17 protein-coding genes are annotated in these 16,264 nt (G+C 72.7%); 9 read left to right on the forward strand and 8 right to left on the reverse strand.

Annotated elements, in window-relative coordinates:
* Nucleotides 1-62: 62 nt before the first annotated feature.
* The 3 genes from ACSQ11_RS04555 (at nt 63) to ACSQ11_RS04565 (ending at nt 2,381) form a co-directional block, all read left to right on the forward strand.
* Nucleotides 63-464, forward strand: coding sequence for a hypothetical protein (locus ACSQ11_RS04555; RefSeq protein WP_436003476.1), 402 nt, complete (start codon nt 63-65; stop codon nt 462-464).
* A gap of 108 nt (nt 465-572) precedes the next feature.
* The gene (locus ACSQ11_RS04560) at nt 573-995 is read left to right on the forward strand and encodes a hypothetical protein (RefSeq protein ID WP_436003478.1); all 423 of its coding nucleotides are present in this window, start codon (nt 573-575) and stop codon (nt 993-995) included.
* Between the two features lie 18 nt (nt 996-1,013).
* On the forward strand, nt 1,014-2,381 hold the full coding sequence (locus ACSQ11_RS04565) for a cryptochrome/photolyase family protein (protein WP_436003480.1): 1,368 nt from the start codon (nt 1,014-1,016) through the stop codon (nt 2,379-2,381).
* Nucleotides 2,382-2,394: 13 nt separating this feature from the next.
* Here the strand turns inward: ACSQ11_RS04565 and ACSQ11_RS04570 are convergent, their stop codons facing one another.
* The 5 genes from ACSQ11_RS04570 to ACSQ11_RS04590 form a co-directional block, all read right to left on the reverse strand.
* Nucleotides 2,395-3,810, reverse strand: a complete 1,416-nt coding sequence (locus ACSQ11_RS04570; protein ID WP_436003482.1) for an MFS transporter — start codon at nt 3,808-3,810, stop codon at nt 2,395-2,397.
* A gap of 70 nt (nt 3,811-3,880) precedes the next feature.
* Nucleotides 3,881-5,788, reverse strand: a complete 1,908-nt coding sequence (locus ACSQ11_RS04575) for a penicillin-binding transpeptidase domain-containing protein (RefSeq protein ID WP_436003484.1) — start codon at nt 5,786-5,788, stop codon at nt 3,881-3,883.
* Between the two features lie 168 nt (nt 5,789-5,956).
* Nucleotides 5,957-6,280 (reverse strand): TraR/DksA family transcriptional regulator, encoded by a 324-nt coding sequence (locus tag ACSQ11_RS04580; protein ID WP_436003486.1) that lies wholly within the window; start codon nt 6,278-6,280, stop codon nt 5,957-5,959.
* A gap of 53 nt (nt 6,281-6,333) precedes the next feature.
* Complete coding sequence (locus tag ACSQ11_RS04585; protein WP_436003488.1) at nt 6,334-6,747, reverse strand: VOC family protein; 414 nt, start codon at nt 6,745-6,747, stop codon at nt 6,334-6,336.
* A gap of 56 nt (nt 6,748-6,803) precedes the next feature.
* On the reverse strand, nt 6,804-7,781 hold the full coding sequence (locus ACSQ11_RS04590) for a helix-turn-helix transcriptional regulator (RefSeq protein WP_436003490.1): 978 nt from the start codon (nt 7,779-7,781) through the stop codon (nt 6,804-6,806).
* Nucleotides 7,782-7,851: 70 nt separating this feature from the next.
* Between ACSQ11_RS04590 and ACSQ11_RS04595 the strand changes: the two genes are divergently transcribed.
* Genes ACSQ11_RS04595 through ACSQ11_RS04605 form a run of 3 tightly spaced genes read left to right on the forward strand, consistent with a single transcriptional unit; the run spans nt 7,852 to nt 9,940 of the window.
* On the forward strand, nt 7,852-8,424 hold the full coding sequence (locus ACSQ11_RS04595) for a dienelactone hydrolase family protein (RefSeq protein WP_436003492.1): 573 nt from the start codon (nt 7,852-7,854) through the stop codon (nt 8,422-8,424).
* On the forward strand, nt 8,406-9,353 hold the full coding sequence (locus tag ACSQ11_RS04600; RefSeq protein WP_436003494.1) for a DinB family protein: 948 nt from the start codon (nt 8,406-8,408) through the stop codon (nt 9,351-9,353). The genes ACSQ11_RS04595 and ACSQ11_RS04600 overlap by 19 nt, the downstream gene beginning before the upstream one ends.
* Nucleotides 9,350-9,940 carry a mycothiol transferase gene (locus ACSQ11_RS04605; RefSeq protein ID WP_436003496.1) on the forward strand — a complete coding sequence of 197 codons (591 nt, stop codon included), beginning with the start codon at nt 9,350-9,352 and terminating at the stop codon, nt 9,938-9,940. Before ACSQ11_RS04600 ends, ACSQ11_RS04605 begins: the two co-directional genes overlap by 4 nt.
* A gap of 69 nt (nt 9,941-10,009) precedes the next feature.
* Here ACSQ11_RS04605 and ACSQ11_RS04610 read toward each other — a convergent pair whose 3' ends face one another.
* Both ACSQ11_RS04610 and ACSQ11_RS04615 read right to left on the reverse strand, forming a co-directional pair.
* Nucleotides 10,010-10,996 (reverse strand): cation diffusion facilitator family transporter, encoded by a 987-nt coding sequence (locus ACSQ11_RS04610; RefSeq protein ID WP_436003498.1) that lies wholly within the window; start codon nt 10,994-10,996, stop codon nt 10,010-10,012.
* A 67-nt stretch (nt 10,997-11,063) separates the two neighbouring features.
* Nucleotides 11,064-12,683: a DUF222 domain-containing protein gene (locus ACSQ11_RS04615; RefSeq protein ID WP_436003500.1), complete on the reverse strand. Its 1,620-nt coding sequence runs from the start codon at nt 12,681-12,683 to the stop codon at nt 11,064-11,066.
* Between the two features lie 141 nt (nt 12,684-12,824).
* Between ACSQ11_RS04615 and ACSQ11_RS04620 the strand changes: the two genes are divergently transcribed.
* Genes ACSQ11_RS04620 through arr form a run of 3 tightly spaced genes read left to right on the forward strand, consistent with a single transcriptional unit; the run spans nt 12,825 to nt 15,556 of the window.
* The gene (locus tag ACSQ11_RS04620; RefSeq protein ID WP_436003502.1) at nt 12,825-14,021 is read left to right on the forward strand and encodes a DUF2207 family protein; all 1,197 of its coding nucleotides are present in this window, start codon (nt 12,825-12,827) and stop codon (nt 14,019-14,021) included.
* A 55-nt stretch (nt 14,022-14,076) separates the two neighbouring features.
* Nucleotides 14,077-14,571: a nucleoside deaminase gene (locus ACSQ11_RS04625; RefSeq protein WP_436003504.1), complete on the forward strand. Its 495-nt coding sequence runs from the start codon at nt 14,077-14,079 to the stop codon at nt 14,569-14,571.
* Between the two features lie 25 nt (nt 14,572-14,596).
* Nucleotides 14,597-15,556 carry an NAD(+)--rifampin ADP-ribosyltransferase gene (arr, locus tag ACSQ11_RS04630; protein ID WP_436003506.1) on the forward strand — a complete coding sequence of 320 codons (960 nt, stop codon included), beginning with the start codon at nt 14,597-14,599 and terminating at the stop codon, nt 15,554-15,556.
* Nucleotides 15,557-15,573: 17 nt separating this feature from the next.
* Here the strand turns inward: arr and ACSQ11_RS04635 are convergent, their stop codons facing one another.
* The gene (locus ACSQ11_RS04635; protein ID WP_436003508.1) at nt 15,574-16,014 is read right to left on the reverse strand and encodes a VOC family protein; all 441 of its coding nucleotides are present in this window, start codon (nt 16,012-16,014) and stop codon (nt 15,574-15,576) included.
* Nucleotides 16,015-16,264 lie beyond the last annotated feature (250 nt).

Consider the following 16,264-nt stretch of genomic DNA (forward strand, 5'->3'; position numbering starts at 1 on the left):
CCGGTCGTCGTCGCGGCGAAAGGCGCGCGACGCAGCCGGGCGCGCCTGACACGATGAGGCGCATGACCGACGAGCCCGCACCCCACCCCTCCCGCGACCTCCGGGTCGTGATGCGCGGTGCCCTCAAGGACGCCATGAAGGGCCGCGACCGCCTGGCGGCCTCCGCGCTGCGGTCCGCGCTCGCCGCCGTCGACAACGCCGAGGCCGTCCCCACCGAGCCCGGACCCACCGCCGGTGCTGGCGACTCGCCGATCGCCGGGGCCGTCGTCGGGCTCGGGGCCACCGAGGCGGCGCGGCGCGAGCTCACCGCCGATGACGTGTACTCGCTGGTGCGCGCCGAGATCGGCGAGAGGCACGCCGCTGCCGACGCGGTCGACGCCGCGGGCCGACCCGACCGGGCGGCCGACCTGCGCCGTGAGGCCGACGTCCTCGAGGCCGTGCTCGCGGGCGGCTCCCCCGGCTGACCCCGCGGACAAGTCCGCGGATTCGTGGGGTCACAGCGCGAGGAGACTCCGCGATCCTCGTCATGCGCCGGCCATCGAGGGCCGGTCACCGACACGGGGAGTCCCACCATGCGCACACGAATTCTCGCGGCCGCCGCGGCCGCCGCCGTCTCGGCCGGCATCGCCCTGACCTCGGCAGCACCCGCCCACGCCGCCGGGTGGGGGACGATCTCGTCCTCCTCGGTCGGGAAGTACCTGTCGTCCTCCTCCACCACCAACCTGGGCCGCTCGTTCGTGCCCGCCCAGCGCGTCGCGCACCGGATCTGCGTCGTCGGCAAGGGCGTCGGCTCGGCCAGCATCCAGCCCGTGGCGTACGCGACCACCGTGACCTTCAGCAACAGCTCGACGCTCGTCACCCGGTGCACCAAGTCGTGGACCACTCCGAGCGGCTACGGGTCGACGATGCAGCCGGTCGGCTTCAAGCTCAGCGGCACGGTCTACATCTCCTCGGTCTACGTGCAGCGCTACTACTCGGGGCCCATCCCGGTCTGAGATGACACGATCGAGGGCATGACCTCGATCCTCTGGCTGCGCCGTGACCTGCGGCGGAGCGACCACCCTGCCCTGCTCGCCGCGCGTGAGGCGGCCGGTGACGGCGACCTCGTCGTGGCGTTCGTCATCGACCCCGCCCTGTGGGAGGGCGCCGGGGCGGTGCGCCGGGCCTGGCTGGCCGCGACGCTCGAGGCGACCAACGAGGAGTACGACGACGCCCTGACCCTGCTCTGGGGCGACCCACGCGAGGTGCTGCCCACGCTCGCCGAGCGGGTCGGGGCGTCGTCGGTCCACGTCACCCGCGAGACCACGCCCTTCGGCGCGCGCCGCGACAAGGCCGTGGCCGAGGCACTGTCGGCCGCCGGTGTGGAGTGGGTCGAGACCGGAACGCCGTATGCCGTCGGACCCAGTCTCGTGGTCAACGGGAGCGGGACGGCATACAAGGTCTTCACCCCGTTCGCGAAGGCGTGGCGGTCGCACGGCTGGCCCGACCCGGCTCCCCGTCCGTCGAGCCTGCCTCTGCGCAAGGCTCGCAACGACGCCGAGGCGACCCGGGCGGTGAGCGAGGCGCTCGCGGCCCCCGGCCTGCCCGAGCTGCCGGGTGCGGGTGAGAAGGCGGCCGCGGTGCGGTGGCGCGGGTTCCTCGAGGACGCGCTGCCGGCATACCAGGGCGACCGTGACCGTCCGGGCACGGACGGGACGTCGCGGATGTCGCCCTACCTCAAGCTCGGGGTCGTGCACCCGCGCACGCTGCTCGCCGACCTCGCGAGCCGCCGCGGCGAGGGCAAGGAGACCTACGTGACCGAGCTCGCCTGGCGCGAGTTCTATGCGGATGTCCTGTGGCACAACCCTTCCAGCGCGTGGAAGGACCTGCGCGACGCGCTCGACGGGATGGCCTACGACGACGAGTCGGACGCGGTCGAGGCTTGGCGGACGGGGACGACGGGCTACCCGATCGTCGACGCCGGGATGCGCCAGCTGCTCGCCGAGGGGTGGATGCACAACCGCGTGCGGATGATCACCGCGAGCTTCCTCACCAAGGACCTGCACGTCTGGTGGCCGGTCGGCGCGCGTCACTTCCTCGACCACCTCGTCGACGGCGACATCGCCTCCAACAACCACGGCTGGCAGTGGGTCGCAGGGACGGGCACCGACGCCTCGCCGTACTTCCGGGTGTTCAACCCCGTGACGCAGGGCGAGAAGTTCGACCCGGACGGCGAGTACGTCCGCCGGTGGGTGCCCGAGCTGGCGCACCTGCGGGGCAAGGCGGCGCACCAGCCGTGGGAGCACGACGACGGCTACGAGCACGACTACCCGAAGCGGATCGTCGACCATGCCGAGGAGCGTCGTGAGGCGCTGCGCCGGCTCGAGGCGACCAAGCACTAGCGGCTTCGCGCCGCTAGGCGGGTTCCGCGGCCGTCGCCGGTCCGGTGGCCGTGAGCGGGTCCTTCGCCGCGGCATAGGCGTCGCCGAGCTGGCGGTAGGGGCGTGAGGCGAAGGCGACGAGCACGGTGACGAGCATGACGAGCCCGGCGAGGACGAAGACGAGGGCGATGCCGCGGGCGTCGCCGTCACCGAGCAGCCAGCCGAAGCGCTCGCGGCCGGCCCCGGACTCCATGTAGGGGATGAGGCCGAACTGCGCGATCGGTCCGATGAGGAAGGCCGAGACCGGGCTCGCCGCCGCCTCGACGCTCTGGGCGAAGCCGAACACCCGGCCCTGGACCCGGAACGGGATGACCCGTTGGAGGATCGTCTGCTCAGCCGCCTCCGCCACCGGGATGATGCACATGAAGACGAAAATGCCGACGGCGTAGATCCACCACGCCTCGCGGATCGTGAAGACCACGGCCAGCACTGCGACGCCGACGTTGGCGAGCAGGAGCGTGCGCAGCGGGCGGGGCCCGAGGCCGAACCGTGCGACGAGCCCGCCGCCGATCATGAAGCCAATGCTCGTGACGCCGAGGACGATGCCCCACGCCTCGACCGAGAAGAGGGTGAGGCCGTAGGGGTCCATGAGCGCCATGAAGACGCCCCCGACGAGGTTGTTGAACGTCGTGAAGACGATGAGCGCGAGCAGCCCGGGCACGGTGTGGACGGCAGCGAGCGCTCCCCGCACGTCCATGAGCGGTGCCCTCGTGCCCTCGTCGCGCTCCGGCCGGCGTTCGGGCACGGGCACGGTGACGAGGTGGAGCAGGGCCGCGGCGGTGAGGGCGATCGAGATGACGAGGGTCCAGCCCATGCCGAGCAGCCCGATCGAGAGGCCGCTGAAGACGCTCGTCACCATGAAGGCGAGCCCTTGCACGGTGCCGACGAGCCCGTTGGCCTTGTCGCGGTCCGGCGAGGGGACGAGCAGCGTCACCGTCGTCGACAGGGCGATGTTGCGCATGCTCTCGACGACCCCGCCGACGAGGATGACCGCGACGAAGACCCAGAAGACCGGGCCGTTCCAGTCGACGAGCTGCGCGGTGTCGAAGGCGAGGTAGAGCGCTCCGGCGACCCCGAACATCGCGAGCGGGACGATCCCCGACGCGATCATGACGTGCTTCTTGAGGTGCCGGTCGACCACGGCGCCGAAGACCATGCCGAACGCCGCGATGAGCAGCATGTAGGAGCCGCCGATGATCGACGTCGCCAGGACCGACCTCGTCTCGAGGTAGGCCCAGAAGGTCAGGGCGAACCAGAGGTAGCTCGTCGTGACGTTGGCGACGAGCGCGTTGACGAGGAGCAGGCGGAAGGCCCGCACGGTCTCGGGGCCCCGCTGGACGCCGGGCAGCAGGTGGGCCTCGGCCTGCGGCGCGTCGGGCGCGGTCGTCATGCGACCACGGTAGAGGGCAGCGGCGACGGTGACATCCGAGTTCTCGGGCGACCGGGCGGGCCGGGTCGGGTCAGCCCACGGCCCGCAGAAACGCCTCGAGCAGCGGTCCGGCGGTCGTGGCGCCACCCTCGCCCTCACCGACGAACACGGCCACGGCGAGGTCGCCCTGGATCCCGATCATCCAGGCGTGCTCCTTGAGCTTGCCGGCCTCACCGAACTCCGCCGTCCCCGACTTGGCGAGGACCGGTGCGCCGGGCACGTCCTGGAGGAACGTCCCGCTGCCGGACTCGACGACCCCGCGCATGAGCGCCCTGAGCTGGCCCGCCTCGGCGGCGGTGACGGGCGCGGCGGGGGCCTTCGGCGCGGCCTTGGCGGCCGGCGTGGTGACGAGCTTCGGGCTCACCGGCGCACCGGCCGCGATCGAGGCCGCGACGGTCGCCATGCCGAGCGGTGACGTGACGACCTTGGACTGGCCGATCATCGAGGCCGCCTCGTCGGTGCCGGGCCGGGGCTCGGGCACAGAGCCGAGGAAGCCGGGAATCCCCAGCGAGGGCTCGGCGGTGAGGCCGAGACCGGCCGCGGCGCTCGGCAGGTCTGCGGGCTCGAGGTCCTTGCCGAGCCCGATGAAGGCGGTGTTGCACGAGTTCGCGAAGGCGGTGCTGAACGGGACCGAGCCCAGCGCCGAGGTGGGGAAGCCGTCGACGTTCTTGAAGGTGCGGCCGTCGACGGTGATGGTCGGCGGGCACGACACGGTGGACGCCGGCGTCAGCCCGGAGCGCAGGAGCGCCAGTGTCGACACGGTCTTGAAGGTCGACCCCGGGGCGTAGCGGCCCTGGGTCGCGGTCGACATGCCTTGGCTGCCGGGGCCGCTGGCCGCGGCGAGGACGTTGCCGGTCGAGGGCTGGATCGCGACCACCGCCGAGGCCGAGGGGACGTCAGCGAGGACCGACTCGGCGGCGGTCTGGGTCGCGATGTCGAGGGTCAGGGTGACGGGCTGGCCCGGCGTGGCCTCGGTCGTGAACAGCTCACGCTCCTCCGCGCCGCCGGTGGCGACGACGGTGTAGCCCGGGGTCCCCGCGAGCCGGGTGTCGAAGGCGCCCTGGACACCGCCGACACCGACCCGGTCGCCGGCGACGACGCGGCCCTGTGACTTCTCGACGATCTCCGCGGTGGCGTCGCCGACGACGCCGAGGATCGGACGGGCGAACGTCGACGTCGGTGCGAGCGGGAGCGTGGCCTCGACGAGGAGACGACCCGGCGCCTCGACCTGTGCGGCCGCCTGGGCCTCGGCGCTGTCGGCGCGGGCCGTGATCGCCTCGACGAACGCCCGGTCACCGGCCTTCTGGACGGCCGCGACGAAGTTGTCGACGTTGACGCCCACGGCCGTGGCGAGCCGGCGGGCCGACGCGAGGGCGGCGGCGCCGCTCACCTGGGTCTTGTCGATGCCGATGCGGACGACGTCGCGTTGCTCGACGATGGGCTGTCCGCCCGCCCCGAGGACCTGGGCACGTTCGGGCTGCTGACGCTTGGTCCGCAGCACCTCCTCGGAGCCGAGGTCAGGCGCGACGACCGCGGGGCTCCACACGCCGGCCCACGTCCCGTCCGTCTTCGCGAGCTCGAGCGGCGTCTCGTAGGTCCAGGTCTCCTCCGAGCCAGGGAGGGTCCATGTGTGGGAGAGCGTGGCCCGTGCCGACCCACCGTCGGGGTCGGTCACCGAGGCGACCGTGACGTCATGCGTGGCCGCGCCCATTCCCTTGACGAGGGGCTCGAGCTCGGGTGCCTTGCCCGAGGCGTCCCGCATCGCGCCGGAGTCACCGAACCCGCCCTTCGAGAGCCCCTCGGCCACCCGGTCCGCGGCGGCGCGGGCGGCCGTCGCCTCGTTGCCGCGCCACCACACGAACCCCCCGACGCCTGCGGCGACGAGCGCCAGCACGACCACGACTGCACCGACCTTGAAACCCCACCCACGCGAACGCACTGCGCAACCCCTCGACTCGACAACGTGTCCTCGATCGCCGATCCGAGAGCGCCGGCGACCCCGTCACTCTGTCATCGCCCGCACCGCGAGGTCGCGCCGATCCCGGCGTCGTGCGCCGATCCTCACCGGATCGTCACATCTGCCTCACGTCCGCGGTGGTCCCGGGTCTCAGCTGTCGGCGAGGCAGCGCACGGCCCAGGGCCGGACCTCGAGGCGCTCCTCGCCGATCGGCTTGCCGCAGACCTCGCAGGTGCCGTAGGTGCCGTCCTCGACCTTGGCCAGCGCAACCCGGACCTGCGCCAGGGTGGCGAGCAGCCCCTCCTGCACCGTGACGGACGTCAGCCGGTCGACGGCGAGCGAGGTCCCCTCACCGATCCGCTTGCCGAACGAGATCGACCCGGCGTCCCCCTGCGGCCGGGTCACGGTCGCGAGCTCGTCGAGCAGCGACTGCTCCTTGGCTCGCAGCACATCGGCTGCCCGGGTGGTGTCCATCGACCGACCATACGCGGATGCCTCGACCTCGGTCGCCGCCCCCGGCGGCGCGGTCAGCCCACGTAGAGGCAGAACGTGTGGCCGGCCGGGTCGGCGAGGACGTAGAGCGGCTCCTCCTCGTCGTCGCTCCGGTCGAGCCGCAGCTCGGCGCCGAGCCCCAGCGCGATCCCCTTGTGACGCTCGAGCTCCTCGACGCTCTCCACGAGGTAGTCCACGTGCAGCTGCTGCGGCACCGTGTGGTCGGGCCAGGTGGTGGGCCGGTGCTCGGGCTCCTCCTGGATCGCGAGCTGGCGGGTGCCGTCGGGCCGGGTGAGGACGAGCCAGTCGGCGTCATCGGGACTGCCATCGGTCGGCGGCTCGTCGCCGGGCCGGTAGACCAGCCCGAGCAGTCGCCGGTAGAACTCGGCCAGCTCTCGTGGTCGCTGGCAGTCCAGGACCGTGTGCACGTATGCCGGGTACGTCCCCATCGCTGTTCCTCACCTTCGCCTCGTCCCGGCCATCGTGGCACCGCGCCCGAGCCGGGTCAGCCCGCAGCGCTGACGAACCGCTCCCCCAGAGCCTGCACCGCCGCCCTCACCTCGTCGCCGCGCTCGACCCGGAACGCCCCGGGCAGGGAGGCGAGGTCGGCGGCATACGACCGCGGGTTGCTCGTGCTCCCGACGAGGCGGCACGTGTCGTCGGTGACGGGCTCGACTCGGCCCATCGTCGTCGGGATGCACTGCGCGACGCGGTCGGCCGGTGCGTCGACGAGCACCTCGACGGGGAAGTCCCAGCCCTCGCCGAGGTGGCGGACGAGCGCGGCGACCGGGTCGAGGTCGGGGGGCGGGGTGAACCTGCCGGGCAGCATCGAGACGCGACGGATCCGGTCGATGCGGTAGGCGCGCGTCGCGTCGGACGTGAGCGAGTGGCAGAGGAGGTACCAACGGCTGTGCCTCACCACGACCGCCCACGGCTGCACCTCGATGACGAGCTCGCGCCCGGCCTCGGTGCGGTAGTCGATCCGTGCCTCCCGCCCGTCGGCGCACGCCCGCACGAGCGTCGAGGTCGACTCCGGGGCGGGGCGGGCGTCGGGTCGGTCGGGAACGGGCGCCGCGACACGTCGCACCGTCTCGGCCTGTGCCGCAACGGATTCGGGCAGGGTCCGCAGGATCTTGCCGATCCCGCTCCCGACCGGGTCGGCGGCGTCGTCGGGGTCGTGGTGACCGTCGAGCACGGCCATGACGAGACCCAGCGCCTCCTCCGGGGTGAAGACGACCGGCGGAGGGCGCAGGCCGCGCCCGGGCCGGTACCCACCGGCGGGTCCGCTCACCGACGCGATGGGTATGCCGGCCTCCCGCAGCGTCGCGACGTAGCGCCGGGCCGCGCGCGGTGTCACTCCCAGGCGGTCGCCGAGCCGCTCGGCGGTGATGCCGGGCTGCCCTTGGATGAGCTCGAGCGCCCGGAGGGCTCGGGCTGTGGGACCCGCCTCGGCGAGGTCGACGTCGGAGGTCGCGGACGGCATACGCAGAAGTCTTTCGCAGTTTTCCCGATTGCGGAAGTGTTCCGTCCGCAATAGCTCCTAGGTTGGCGCCATGACCGACATCGTCCTCTTCCACCACATCCAGGGCCTCACCTCCGGCGTCACGGCGTTCGCCGACGCGCTGCGCGGAGCCGGGCACACCGTCCACACGCCGGACCTCTTCGAGGGGAGGACCTTCGGTTCGATCGACGAGGGAGCGGAGTACTGTAAGAACGTCGGCTTCGGCGAGGTCCGCGAACGCGGCGTCCGCTCGGTCGCCGACCTGCCCGCGGCACTCGTGTATGCCGGCTTCTCCCTCGGCGTCATGCCGGCCCAGCAGCTGCTCCAGAACCGGCCGGGTGCGCTCGGCGGGTTGTTCTACCACTCGTTCGTCGACCCCAAGGAGTTCGGCGAGTGGCCCTCGGGCGTCCCGGTGCAGGTGCACTCGATGGACGCCGACCCGTTCTTCGTCGACGAGGGTGACCTCGACGCGGTCCGGCCCTTCATCGACTCCCACCCCGAGGCCGAGCTGTTCCTCTACCCCGGCAACGGGCACCTGTTTCTCGACAGCTCGCTCGCGGACCACGACGAGGCGGCGACGCGGCTCGTGCTCGAGCGCTCGATCGAGTGGCTGCGGACGTTGTGAGCACCGAGGCCGTCGAGCGCGCGGGCGCGGAGGCGCCACGCGAGTTCCGCGACGAGCAGCTGCTGGGTGCGACGTTCGACCACGTCGACCTCACCGGCTCGCACTGGGACCGCGTCGACCTCACCGACGCGGTGATGCGCTCGATCGACCTCACCCGCGTCGAGCTCAGCAACGTCGCCCTCAGCCAGGTGCGGGTGCGCGGCGCCTACCTCGTGGGCGTCGAGGTCTGGGGTGAGGTCGAGGGGCTCACCGTCAACGGGGTCGACGTGGGTCCCCTGCTCGAGGCCGAGCTCGACCGTCGCCACCCCGAGCGCGCCGCCCTGCACCCCACCGACGCCGACGGGTTCCGCGCGGCGTGGGACGTCATCGGCGAGCTGTGGGACGGCACGGTCGAGCGCGCCCGGCGGCTGGGGTCGCTCGACCCCGACCTCCTCCACGAGAGCGTCGGGGGCGAGTGGTCGTTCATCCAGACGCTGCGCCACCTCCCCTTCGCGACGAGCTCGTGGCTGCTGCGCGGCATCCAGGGCGACCCCGCGCCGTGGCACCCTCTCGAGCTCCCGTGGGACGAGATGAGCCCGACGCCAGGGGTGCCCCAGGACCGCGACGCCCGGCCGACGCTCGACGAGGCCCTCGCCGTGCGCCGCGACCGGTTCGAGCGGGTGCGCGAGCACCTCGCCACCCTCACCGACGAGGAGCTCGCCGGCAGGACCGCACCGGTGCAGGGCGTGGGGTGGCCGCCCGCGGGTGAGTCGTTCCCCGTGCAGGAGTGCCTCGCCACGCTCCTCAACGAGGAGTGGTGGCACCGGCAGTTCGCCGAGCGCGACCTCGCCGTCATCGAGGCCCGGGTCGCCGCCGAGACCGCAGAGCGCGACGCGGACGGGGTTACCGCGCCCGGCGCGGGCGAACGGCCCACGGAGGAGGAGTCATGACCGAACCCGTGCACGGGAGCGACGAGACGCCGTGGGAGCCGCCACTCGCAGGAACCGAGGCCGAGCAGGTGCTCGGTGCGCTCGACCGGCTGCGATGGACGTTCCGGTGGAAGGTCGACGGGCTCGACGCCGATGGGATGGCGGTACGGATCGGGGCGTCGACGCTCACGCTGGGTCGACTGGTCAAGCACCTCGCGGCGGTCGAGGACGACTGGTTCCACCGCAAGCTCTCCGGCGACCCGATGCCCGACGACTGGGCCGACAACGGGTGGGACGACGATGACGACTGGGAGCTGACCTCGGCCGACACCGACGACCCCGCGGCTCTGTGTGCGCTGTGGGACAGGGCAGTCGAGCGATCACGGTCCCGGGTGGACGCGCTGCTCACAACGGGTGGGCTCGACCAGCCCGTGCATGCCAGCGCCGACGGCCAGCACGCCAACCTGCGGCGGCTGCTGCTCGACACGATCGAGGAGTACGGCCGGCACACCGGCCACGCCGACCTGCTGCGCGAGGCGGTCGACGGTCGGGTGGGCGAGGACCCGCCTCCCCGGTGGCGGCCGGGGGCTCACGCTGCCGGCAGCTGACCCCACCCTCGGGTGTCGGCGATCCGGGGGCATCGCTGCGCGCGTGGGCCCGGATCCCGGCACCGGGAGTCACGGCTGGGTGGTGCGCAGGGCTTCCGGGTCGAGCGAGGCGTCGGCGGGTCGGGACAGGGTGATGATGGCGTCGACGACGAGCTCCTGCTCGGTCACCGCATCGGACAGCTCGTGCAGCCGCGCCGCCACCTGGTGCTCCGTGTCGTCGCCCACGAGGTCGACCGCGGCGACGAGGAGCATCCGCCCGGGACCGACGAACTCGAGGTGCAGGTGGGTCACGCGCTCGACCCCCGGCTGGGCGAGCAGGTGCTCGAGCGCCCCGCGCCGCAGGTCGGCCGAACCGGCCTGACCGACGAGGAAGTCGCGGTTGCGGCCGATGAGGAAGATCGCGAGGGCTCCGAGCAGGAGGCCGACCGCGATGGATCCTGCGGCATCCCACCGCGCGTCACCGGTGACCTCGTGCATCCCGATGCCGGCCGCGGCGATGACGATGCCGAGGAGGGCGGCGGCGTCCTCGAAGAACACGGCCCGCAGGGTGGGGTTCGACGTCCGGATGATGAACGGCAGGGTCGAGAGCCCGAAGCGGCGGGCAGTGGCCTGCGTCTGCCGGCGGGCCTGGAGGAACGACACACCCTCCAAGACGAACGCGATGGCGAGGACGGCATACGCCCAGACGTAGTCGGCTTCCTCCTCACCCCCGGAGCGGAGGCTGTCGACGCCGTGCCAGATCGAGACGATCGCGCCGGCGGTGAAGAGTCCGAAGGCGGCGAACATCGACCAGACGTAGGCCTCGCGACCGTGACCCCACGGGTGGTTCGCGTCGGCGGGGCGGCCGGCCCGGCGTTCGGCGATGACGAGGAACACCTCGTTGCCCGCGTCCGCCCACGAGTGCGCGGCCTCGGCGACCATCGACGCGGACCCCGTGACCGCTCCCACGACGGACTTGGCGATCGCGATGAGGACGTTGGCGCACAGGGCCACCAGCACCGTGAAGAGGCTCTCCCCACCGGTCTGCTCCGACGCGTCGTCCGAGTTCTCGCTCACCTGGCCCACTCTGGCACTCGGTCGGCGCCGACGGTGGTCCGAGCGCGACCTGGCGGTCCCGAGGTGGTCAGAACGGGATGACGTCCGGGCGTGGTTCGCGCGGAGGAAGGTCGACGTGGAGGTCGCTCCAGTAGCGGTCCACGTGGACGGGGCGCCGCAGTCCGTCGTCGGGTCGGTGACGGCGAGGTCGGGAGCGGGCGTGCCCGGCGAGCAGCTCGTGGAGGTGGTCGTCGAGCAGGCTGAGGTCGAGATGGCCGGTGCGTGCGGCCGGAGGTCGGTCGACCGCGGGCGGGTCGGGCGGAGCGGCCGTGTCACGAGAGGGGGGCGCGGTGCCGCCGAGGTGGAGGTGGTCGATGGCGGAGGTGGTCGAGCGCACAGCGGTGGGGTCGGTCCAGTCGACGGTGCCATCGGGGTGGAGGCGCGCGGTCCATCCGTCGCGTTGCTTGATGCGGTGGTGGCGCCGGCACAGGGCGATGAGGTTGGTGGGGTGGGTGGGTCCGGTGGGCCAGGGTCGGACGTGGTCGAGGTCGCACTGGCGGGCGGGGGTGGCGCAGCCGGGGAAGCGGCACCGCCCGTCGCGGAGCCTGACGAAGCGGACCATGGCGGCGGGGATGCGGTAGGTCCCGGTGTCGGTGGTGGAGGTGCCGGTGAGGTCGCGTCCGGGGGCGAGCCCGGCGGGGACGTCGCCGCCGACGAGGGCACCGGTGGCGGGGTGGCAGGTCAGCCCCGTCGTTGCTCCGTGAGTGCCGGATGCGGCGCGGGCGAGCCAGCGGGCCGGGACGAACGTGGTGCCGGGGGTGTCGAGCCCGCCGACCTCGCACCAGCCCTGCATGTCACGACCAGCACTGGCGTCACGTGAGGTGCCGCCGAGCGCCGTCGCCGCGGATTCCGGCTCGGTGTCTCGGGCGCGGGTGGCGTGGACGACGACACGCACGTCGGCGTGGTCGAGGACGAGCTGGGTCAGGGCGTCGGCGCGGGCCTGGGTGAGGTTGTCCGCGTTGCCCTCACGCACGATCTGGCGGGCGCGTTCGGTGATCGCGGACCAGGCGAGGCGGGCGGGTCCGGTGGGCAGGTCGGCGCGCCACTGGTCGGTGCCGTGCTCACCGGTGGTGCGGGTCAGCCCACGCCGCTCGTGGGCGCGTTCGGCCTCGTCGGCCACGGCGTCGGGGAAGAGCCGGGCGACGGTCCGGGCCACGAACCGGCGCAGCGGCCCGACCGTCAACCCCTGCCAGTGCGGGCGGATCGCGTCGACCACGGCCGCGGCGTGGTCAGCGGGCAGGAGGTCGGTCTCCTCGGTGACGACCGCGGCCCGTCTCTGGTCGAGCTCTCCGGCAGCCATGGCGTGGACCACGGCCGGGGTGCGGGTCAGCTGGTGGATCGCGTCGGTCACCCGGTTGGTCGCGACGTGTGTGGAGACGCCCAGGCGGGGTGCGGCGAGCTCGGGGGCGTCGAGGCGCTGGTGACCCAGGCCGTGGTGGACCTCGACCTGCGTGCCGTCCTCCTGCCGCACCGGGTCGATCGCCGACAGGTGCGCGAGCGCGACCGCCTGCCTCGCGCAGGCGGCGTCGATGTCGCGCTGGGCCTCCTCGATGACGTCGAGGAGCTCCTCGGTGGTGAGGGTGTGTGCGCTACCCAGCAGGACGGCATACGCGCCCTGACGGGCCGTTGTCGCGGTGCTGGGATCCATGACTAGACGCTACCCGAACAGGTGTTCGAAAGCAAGAATCAAGCGCGCGAATTCGGTTCTGCCGCAGGCGAACACGCACACCTCGACACGCCCGCGCAGCGACCGCAGGCCCTCGCCCGCACCCGGCCCTACAGTGACCTCGTGCCTGCCGACCTGACACCCCTCGAGGTCCTCGGCGGCCTCGTCCCCCTCGTCGTCGCCACCCTGACGCTGCTGCTGTTCCGCTGGCGACGACGCGACGAGGTCTACACCCAGGTCACGCCGGGTGAGGTGCCGCGCCTGGGCTCGGGCGACAGCTCCGCGCGGGTGCGTCGCGGCGTCGAGTGGAACGGCTCGGTCGCGCCCCGGTTCCACGTCCCCGACGACTCCACACCTGCCCTCTCGGGCGCGGTCGTCGACGGCATCGTCCACGGTCGCGACCTCACCGCCACCCTCGTCGACCTGGCCCTGCGCGGCATCGTGAGCCTCGAGAAGGAGGGCGACGACGACTGGCGGGTCAGCCGCACAGGGGTGGGCGAGGACTCGATGGCTGCGCACGAGCGCGTCATGCTCGACGCCGTCCTCGGTGGTGCGACCTCGGTGCGGCTGAGCGAGCTGCGGCGCGCCGAGGTGGCCCAGCGCTGGCGCGAGGCGGAGATCGCCGTCTATCGCGCCGTCGTCGACCGTGGCTGGTACGCCAAGCACCCACGCTCGCGCAACGGCTGGCTCGCCGCCCTCGGGCTGCTCCTCGTCGTGGGCGCGGCCGTCGCCGGGGTCGCCTCGGGCGTGGCCGACGACCACTGGCGCTGGGTGCCGCTCGGAGTCGGACTCGGGGTCGGCGGCGCGCTGCTCATGCGCCTCGGACGTGGCCGCACCCCGCGGACGGCGGCGGGGTCGGCGGCACGCATCCAGGCCCTCGGCTACGAGAAGTACCTCGCCACGGCCGAGGCCCACCAGCTCCGGCGCGAGGAGCTCGCCGGCGAGGTCCGCTCGATGCTCCCGTATGCCGTCGCCTTCGGTGTCGCTCCGCACGTCGCCTCGGTCCTCGGTGACGCCCTGCGGGCGGCCCGCCTCGCCGACGGCGCGCAGACCGCACTTGCCCTGGCGGTGGACGGAGCGCTGGATCCCGGTGTCTTCCAACTGGTCTCAGGTCTCGTCGACCTCGGCGGCGACCTCGACGTGCCGGACCTCGGCGCCCTCGGCGACCTCGTGCCGGACGACGCGTTCACGGCGCTCGTCGACGGATTCGAGGGACTGGGGTCCGCCCTGTCGTCGTTCGCCGGCGGGATCGGTGACGTCATCCCCGACGGCGACGTGCTCGACGGCTGCGACGGGTGCAGCGGCTGCATCGACTTCTGACGGGCGGCGGTCCGGCGTCGCCCACGTCCGGCCCGCCGTCTGCCACGATGACGGCATGTCGCTCGACGATGCCGACCTGACCCACCTGCGCCGCTGCGTCGAGCTCTCGCGCGAAGCCCTCGACGACGGCGACGAACCGTTCGGCTCGGTGCTCGTCGACGCCCAGGGCACCGTCCTGCACGAGGACCGCAACCGCACCAAGGAGGGCGACCAGACGCGTCACCCGGAGTTCGAGCTGGCGCGCTGGGCCGCCACCCACACCGACCCCGAGGATCGCGCCGGCTGCACCGTCTACACCTCCGGCGAGCACTGCGCCATGTGCTCGGCAGCGCACGCGTGGGTCGGTCTCGGACGGATCGCGTATGCCGTGTCCACCGAACAGCTCGTCGGATGGCTCCGGGAGTGGGGCGTCGACGCCTCGCCCGTCCTGCCGCTGGCCGTGCAGCAGGTCGCGCCCGGCGTCGTCGTCGACGGGCCCGCACCCGAGCTCGAGGACGAGGTGCGGTCGCTCCACGCCCGCAAGCACGGCATACGGGACGCCGGCCGCTGACACGCGCCGTGTCAGACTCGCTGACGTGGGGACGACGAGGAAGACGGGCGATGTCGAGCTGACGACTGACGACCTGCGCGAGGTCGTCCGGTATGCCGTCTCGTGCGCCGAGCCGGTCCTCACCCTCTTCGAGCGCGCGAGTCCGCACGACTCACGTCCCGCGGCTGCCCTCGAGGCGGCCCGCATCTTCGTCGACGGCGCCCCCCGCTCCCGCCTGCAACGGACCTCCGCGACGGAGGCGCACCGGGCGGCGAAGGACGTTCCGGACGAGGCCGCGGGGCACGCGGCGACGGCTGCGGGAGATGCGGCTGCCGCGGCATACCTGCATCCGCTGGCGAAGGCGACCCAGGTGCGGCACATCCTCGGAGCCGCGGCCCATGCGGCCCGAGCGGCGGAGATCGCGCGGGGCGAGGACAAGGTGGTCGCCGAGTACGTCCTGCACGCCGCAGCCAAGCGCGCGACATCCGAGCTGCTCGATGTGCTGTCGCGCTACCCGCGCGCGCCCAGGGGGCGTAGCCGGGTCAGCGAGCTCATGGTCCAGCTCGACAGCCTCCTGCGCGACCCGCCTCCGACCCCGCGCGTCGTCGACGACGAGGGTCCGTTCTTCCACGGCACCCGCGCCGACCTGCGCCCGGGGGACCTGCTCACGCCCGGCTGGGGGACGAACTACGACTCGGGGAAGACGTCGAACCACATCTATCTCACGGCTTCGCGCGACGGCGCGCCGCTCGCCGCGGCGCTGGCCCGAGGCGAGGGTCCGCCTCGCGTCTACCGGGTCGAGCCGACCGGCACGATCGTCGACGACCCCAACGTCACCGACAAGCGCTTCCCCGGGAACCCGACCCGGTCCTACCGGACGACCGAGCCGCTGCGGGTCCTCGAGGAGGTCGTCGGGCTGACGTTCCCGCCCGACGAGACGGTGCGGCACATGCGGGCCAGGGTGGCCGAGCTCCGCGAGCTCGGCATCGAGGCGATGGACGACTGACCGACGCCCTCAGGGCGTCAGCCGAGGCGCTCGGCCAGGGCGACGATGATCCCGTCCGGGCCGCGAACGTAGGTCATCCGCCAGACGTCCTCGTACTCGCCGATCCCGCCGACGAGCCCGTAGCCCTCCTGCGCGAGCCGGTCCACGATGCCGCGCAGATCCTCGACCTCGAAGCAGAGGTTGCGGATCCCCACCTCGTTCGACATGGGCGCCGCCGAACCCGTCACGTGCTCCGGATGGGTGAAGCCCGACAGCTCGAGCGCGGTGCCTCCACCCGGCAGGCGCAGCGTGACGATCTCGCTGCGGGAGCCGGGGATACCGATGACGGTGTCGACGAACTCACCCTCCATCGCCATCCGGCCCTCGGGCTCGAACCCGAGCACACCGAAGAAGGCGGTCGCGGCATCGAGGTCGGAGACCGTGATCCCCACGTGGTCGAAGACTCGGATCGCTGCCATGTGGGTCATCCTCCATCAGTGGCGTGCTCACACCTCGGCAACGTGGCAGGCCTGAGGTCGCCGACGTGACTCAAGCGAATGAGTGCGGAGCCACCGAGGTTGAGCTCGGCCGAAGGCAGGCGAGGTTAGCGCTTACCTTTGGCCCAGCAGTCTGGGCACACCGTCTTTGACTGCGAGCCCCCGTGGTGAGCGCCACAGTGCTTGCACGTGTAGTCATGTGCAACCTCGTTTGGCATCGTCATGCGCGCAC

Origin of the sequence: Knoellia sp. LjRoot47 (assembly GCF_964253435.1) — a bacterium.
Classification (GTDB): Bacteria; Actinomycetota; Actinomycetes; order Actinomycetales; family Dermatophilaceae; genus Knoellia.

Coding starts and splice junctions, on each gene's coding strand:
- ACSQ11_RS04555 (WP_436003476.1), top strand. CDS start 63: ATGACCGACGAGCCCGCACCCCACCCCTCCCGCGACCTCCGGGTCGTG.
- ACSQ11_RS04635 (WP_436003508.1), bottom strand. CDS start 16,014: ATGGCAGCGATCCGAGTCTTCGACCACGTGGGGATCACGGTCTCCGAC.
- ACSQ11_RS04580 (WP_436003486.1), bottom strand. CDS start 6,280: ATGGACACCACCCGGGCAGCCGATGTGCTGCGAGCCAAGGAGCAGTCG.
- ACSQ11_RS04595 (WP_436003492.1), top strand. CDS start 7,852: ATGACCGACATCGTCCTCTTCCACCACATCCAGGGCCTCACCTCCGGC.
- ACSQ11_RS04585 (WP_436003488.1), bottom strand. CDS start 6,747: ATGGGGACGTACCCGGCATACGTGCACACGGTCCTGGACTGCCAGCGA.
- ACSQ11_RS04565 (WP_436003480.1), top strand. CDS start 1,014: ATGACCTCGATCCTCTGGCTGCGCCGTGACCTGCGGCGGAGCGACCAC.
- ACSQ11_RS04570 (WP_436003482.1), bottom strand. CDS start 3,810: ATGACGACCGCGCCCGACGCGCCGCAGGCCGAGGCCCACCTGCTGCCC.
- ACSQ11_RS04615 (WP_436003500.1), bottom strand. CDS start 12,683: ATGGATCCCAGCACCGCGACAACGGCCCGTCAGGGCGCGTATGCCGTC.
- ACSQ11_RS04625 (WP_436003504.1), top strand. CDS start 14,077: ATGTCGCTCGACGATGCCGACCTGACCCACCTGCGCCGCTGCGTCGAG.
- ACSQ11_RS04560 (WP_436003478.1), top strand. CDS start 573: ATGCGCACACGAATTCTCGCGGCCGCCGCGGCCGCCGCCGTCTCGGCC.
- ACSQ11_RS04590 (WP_436003490.1), bottom strand. CDS start 7,781: ATGCCGTCCGCGACCTCCGACGTCGACCTCGCCGAGGCGGGTCCCACA.
- ACSQ11_RS04605 (WP_436003496.1), top strand. CDS start 9,350: ATGACCGAACCCGTGCACGGGAGCGACGAGACGCCGTGGGAGCCGCCA.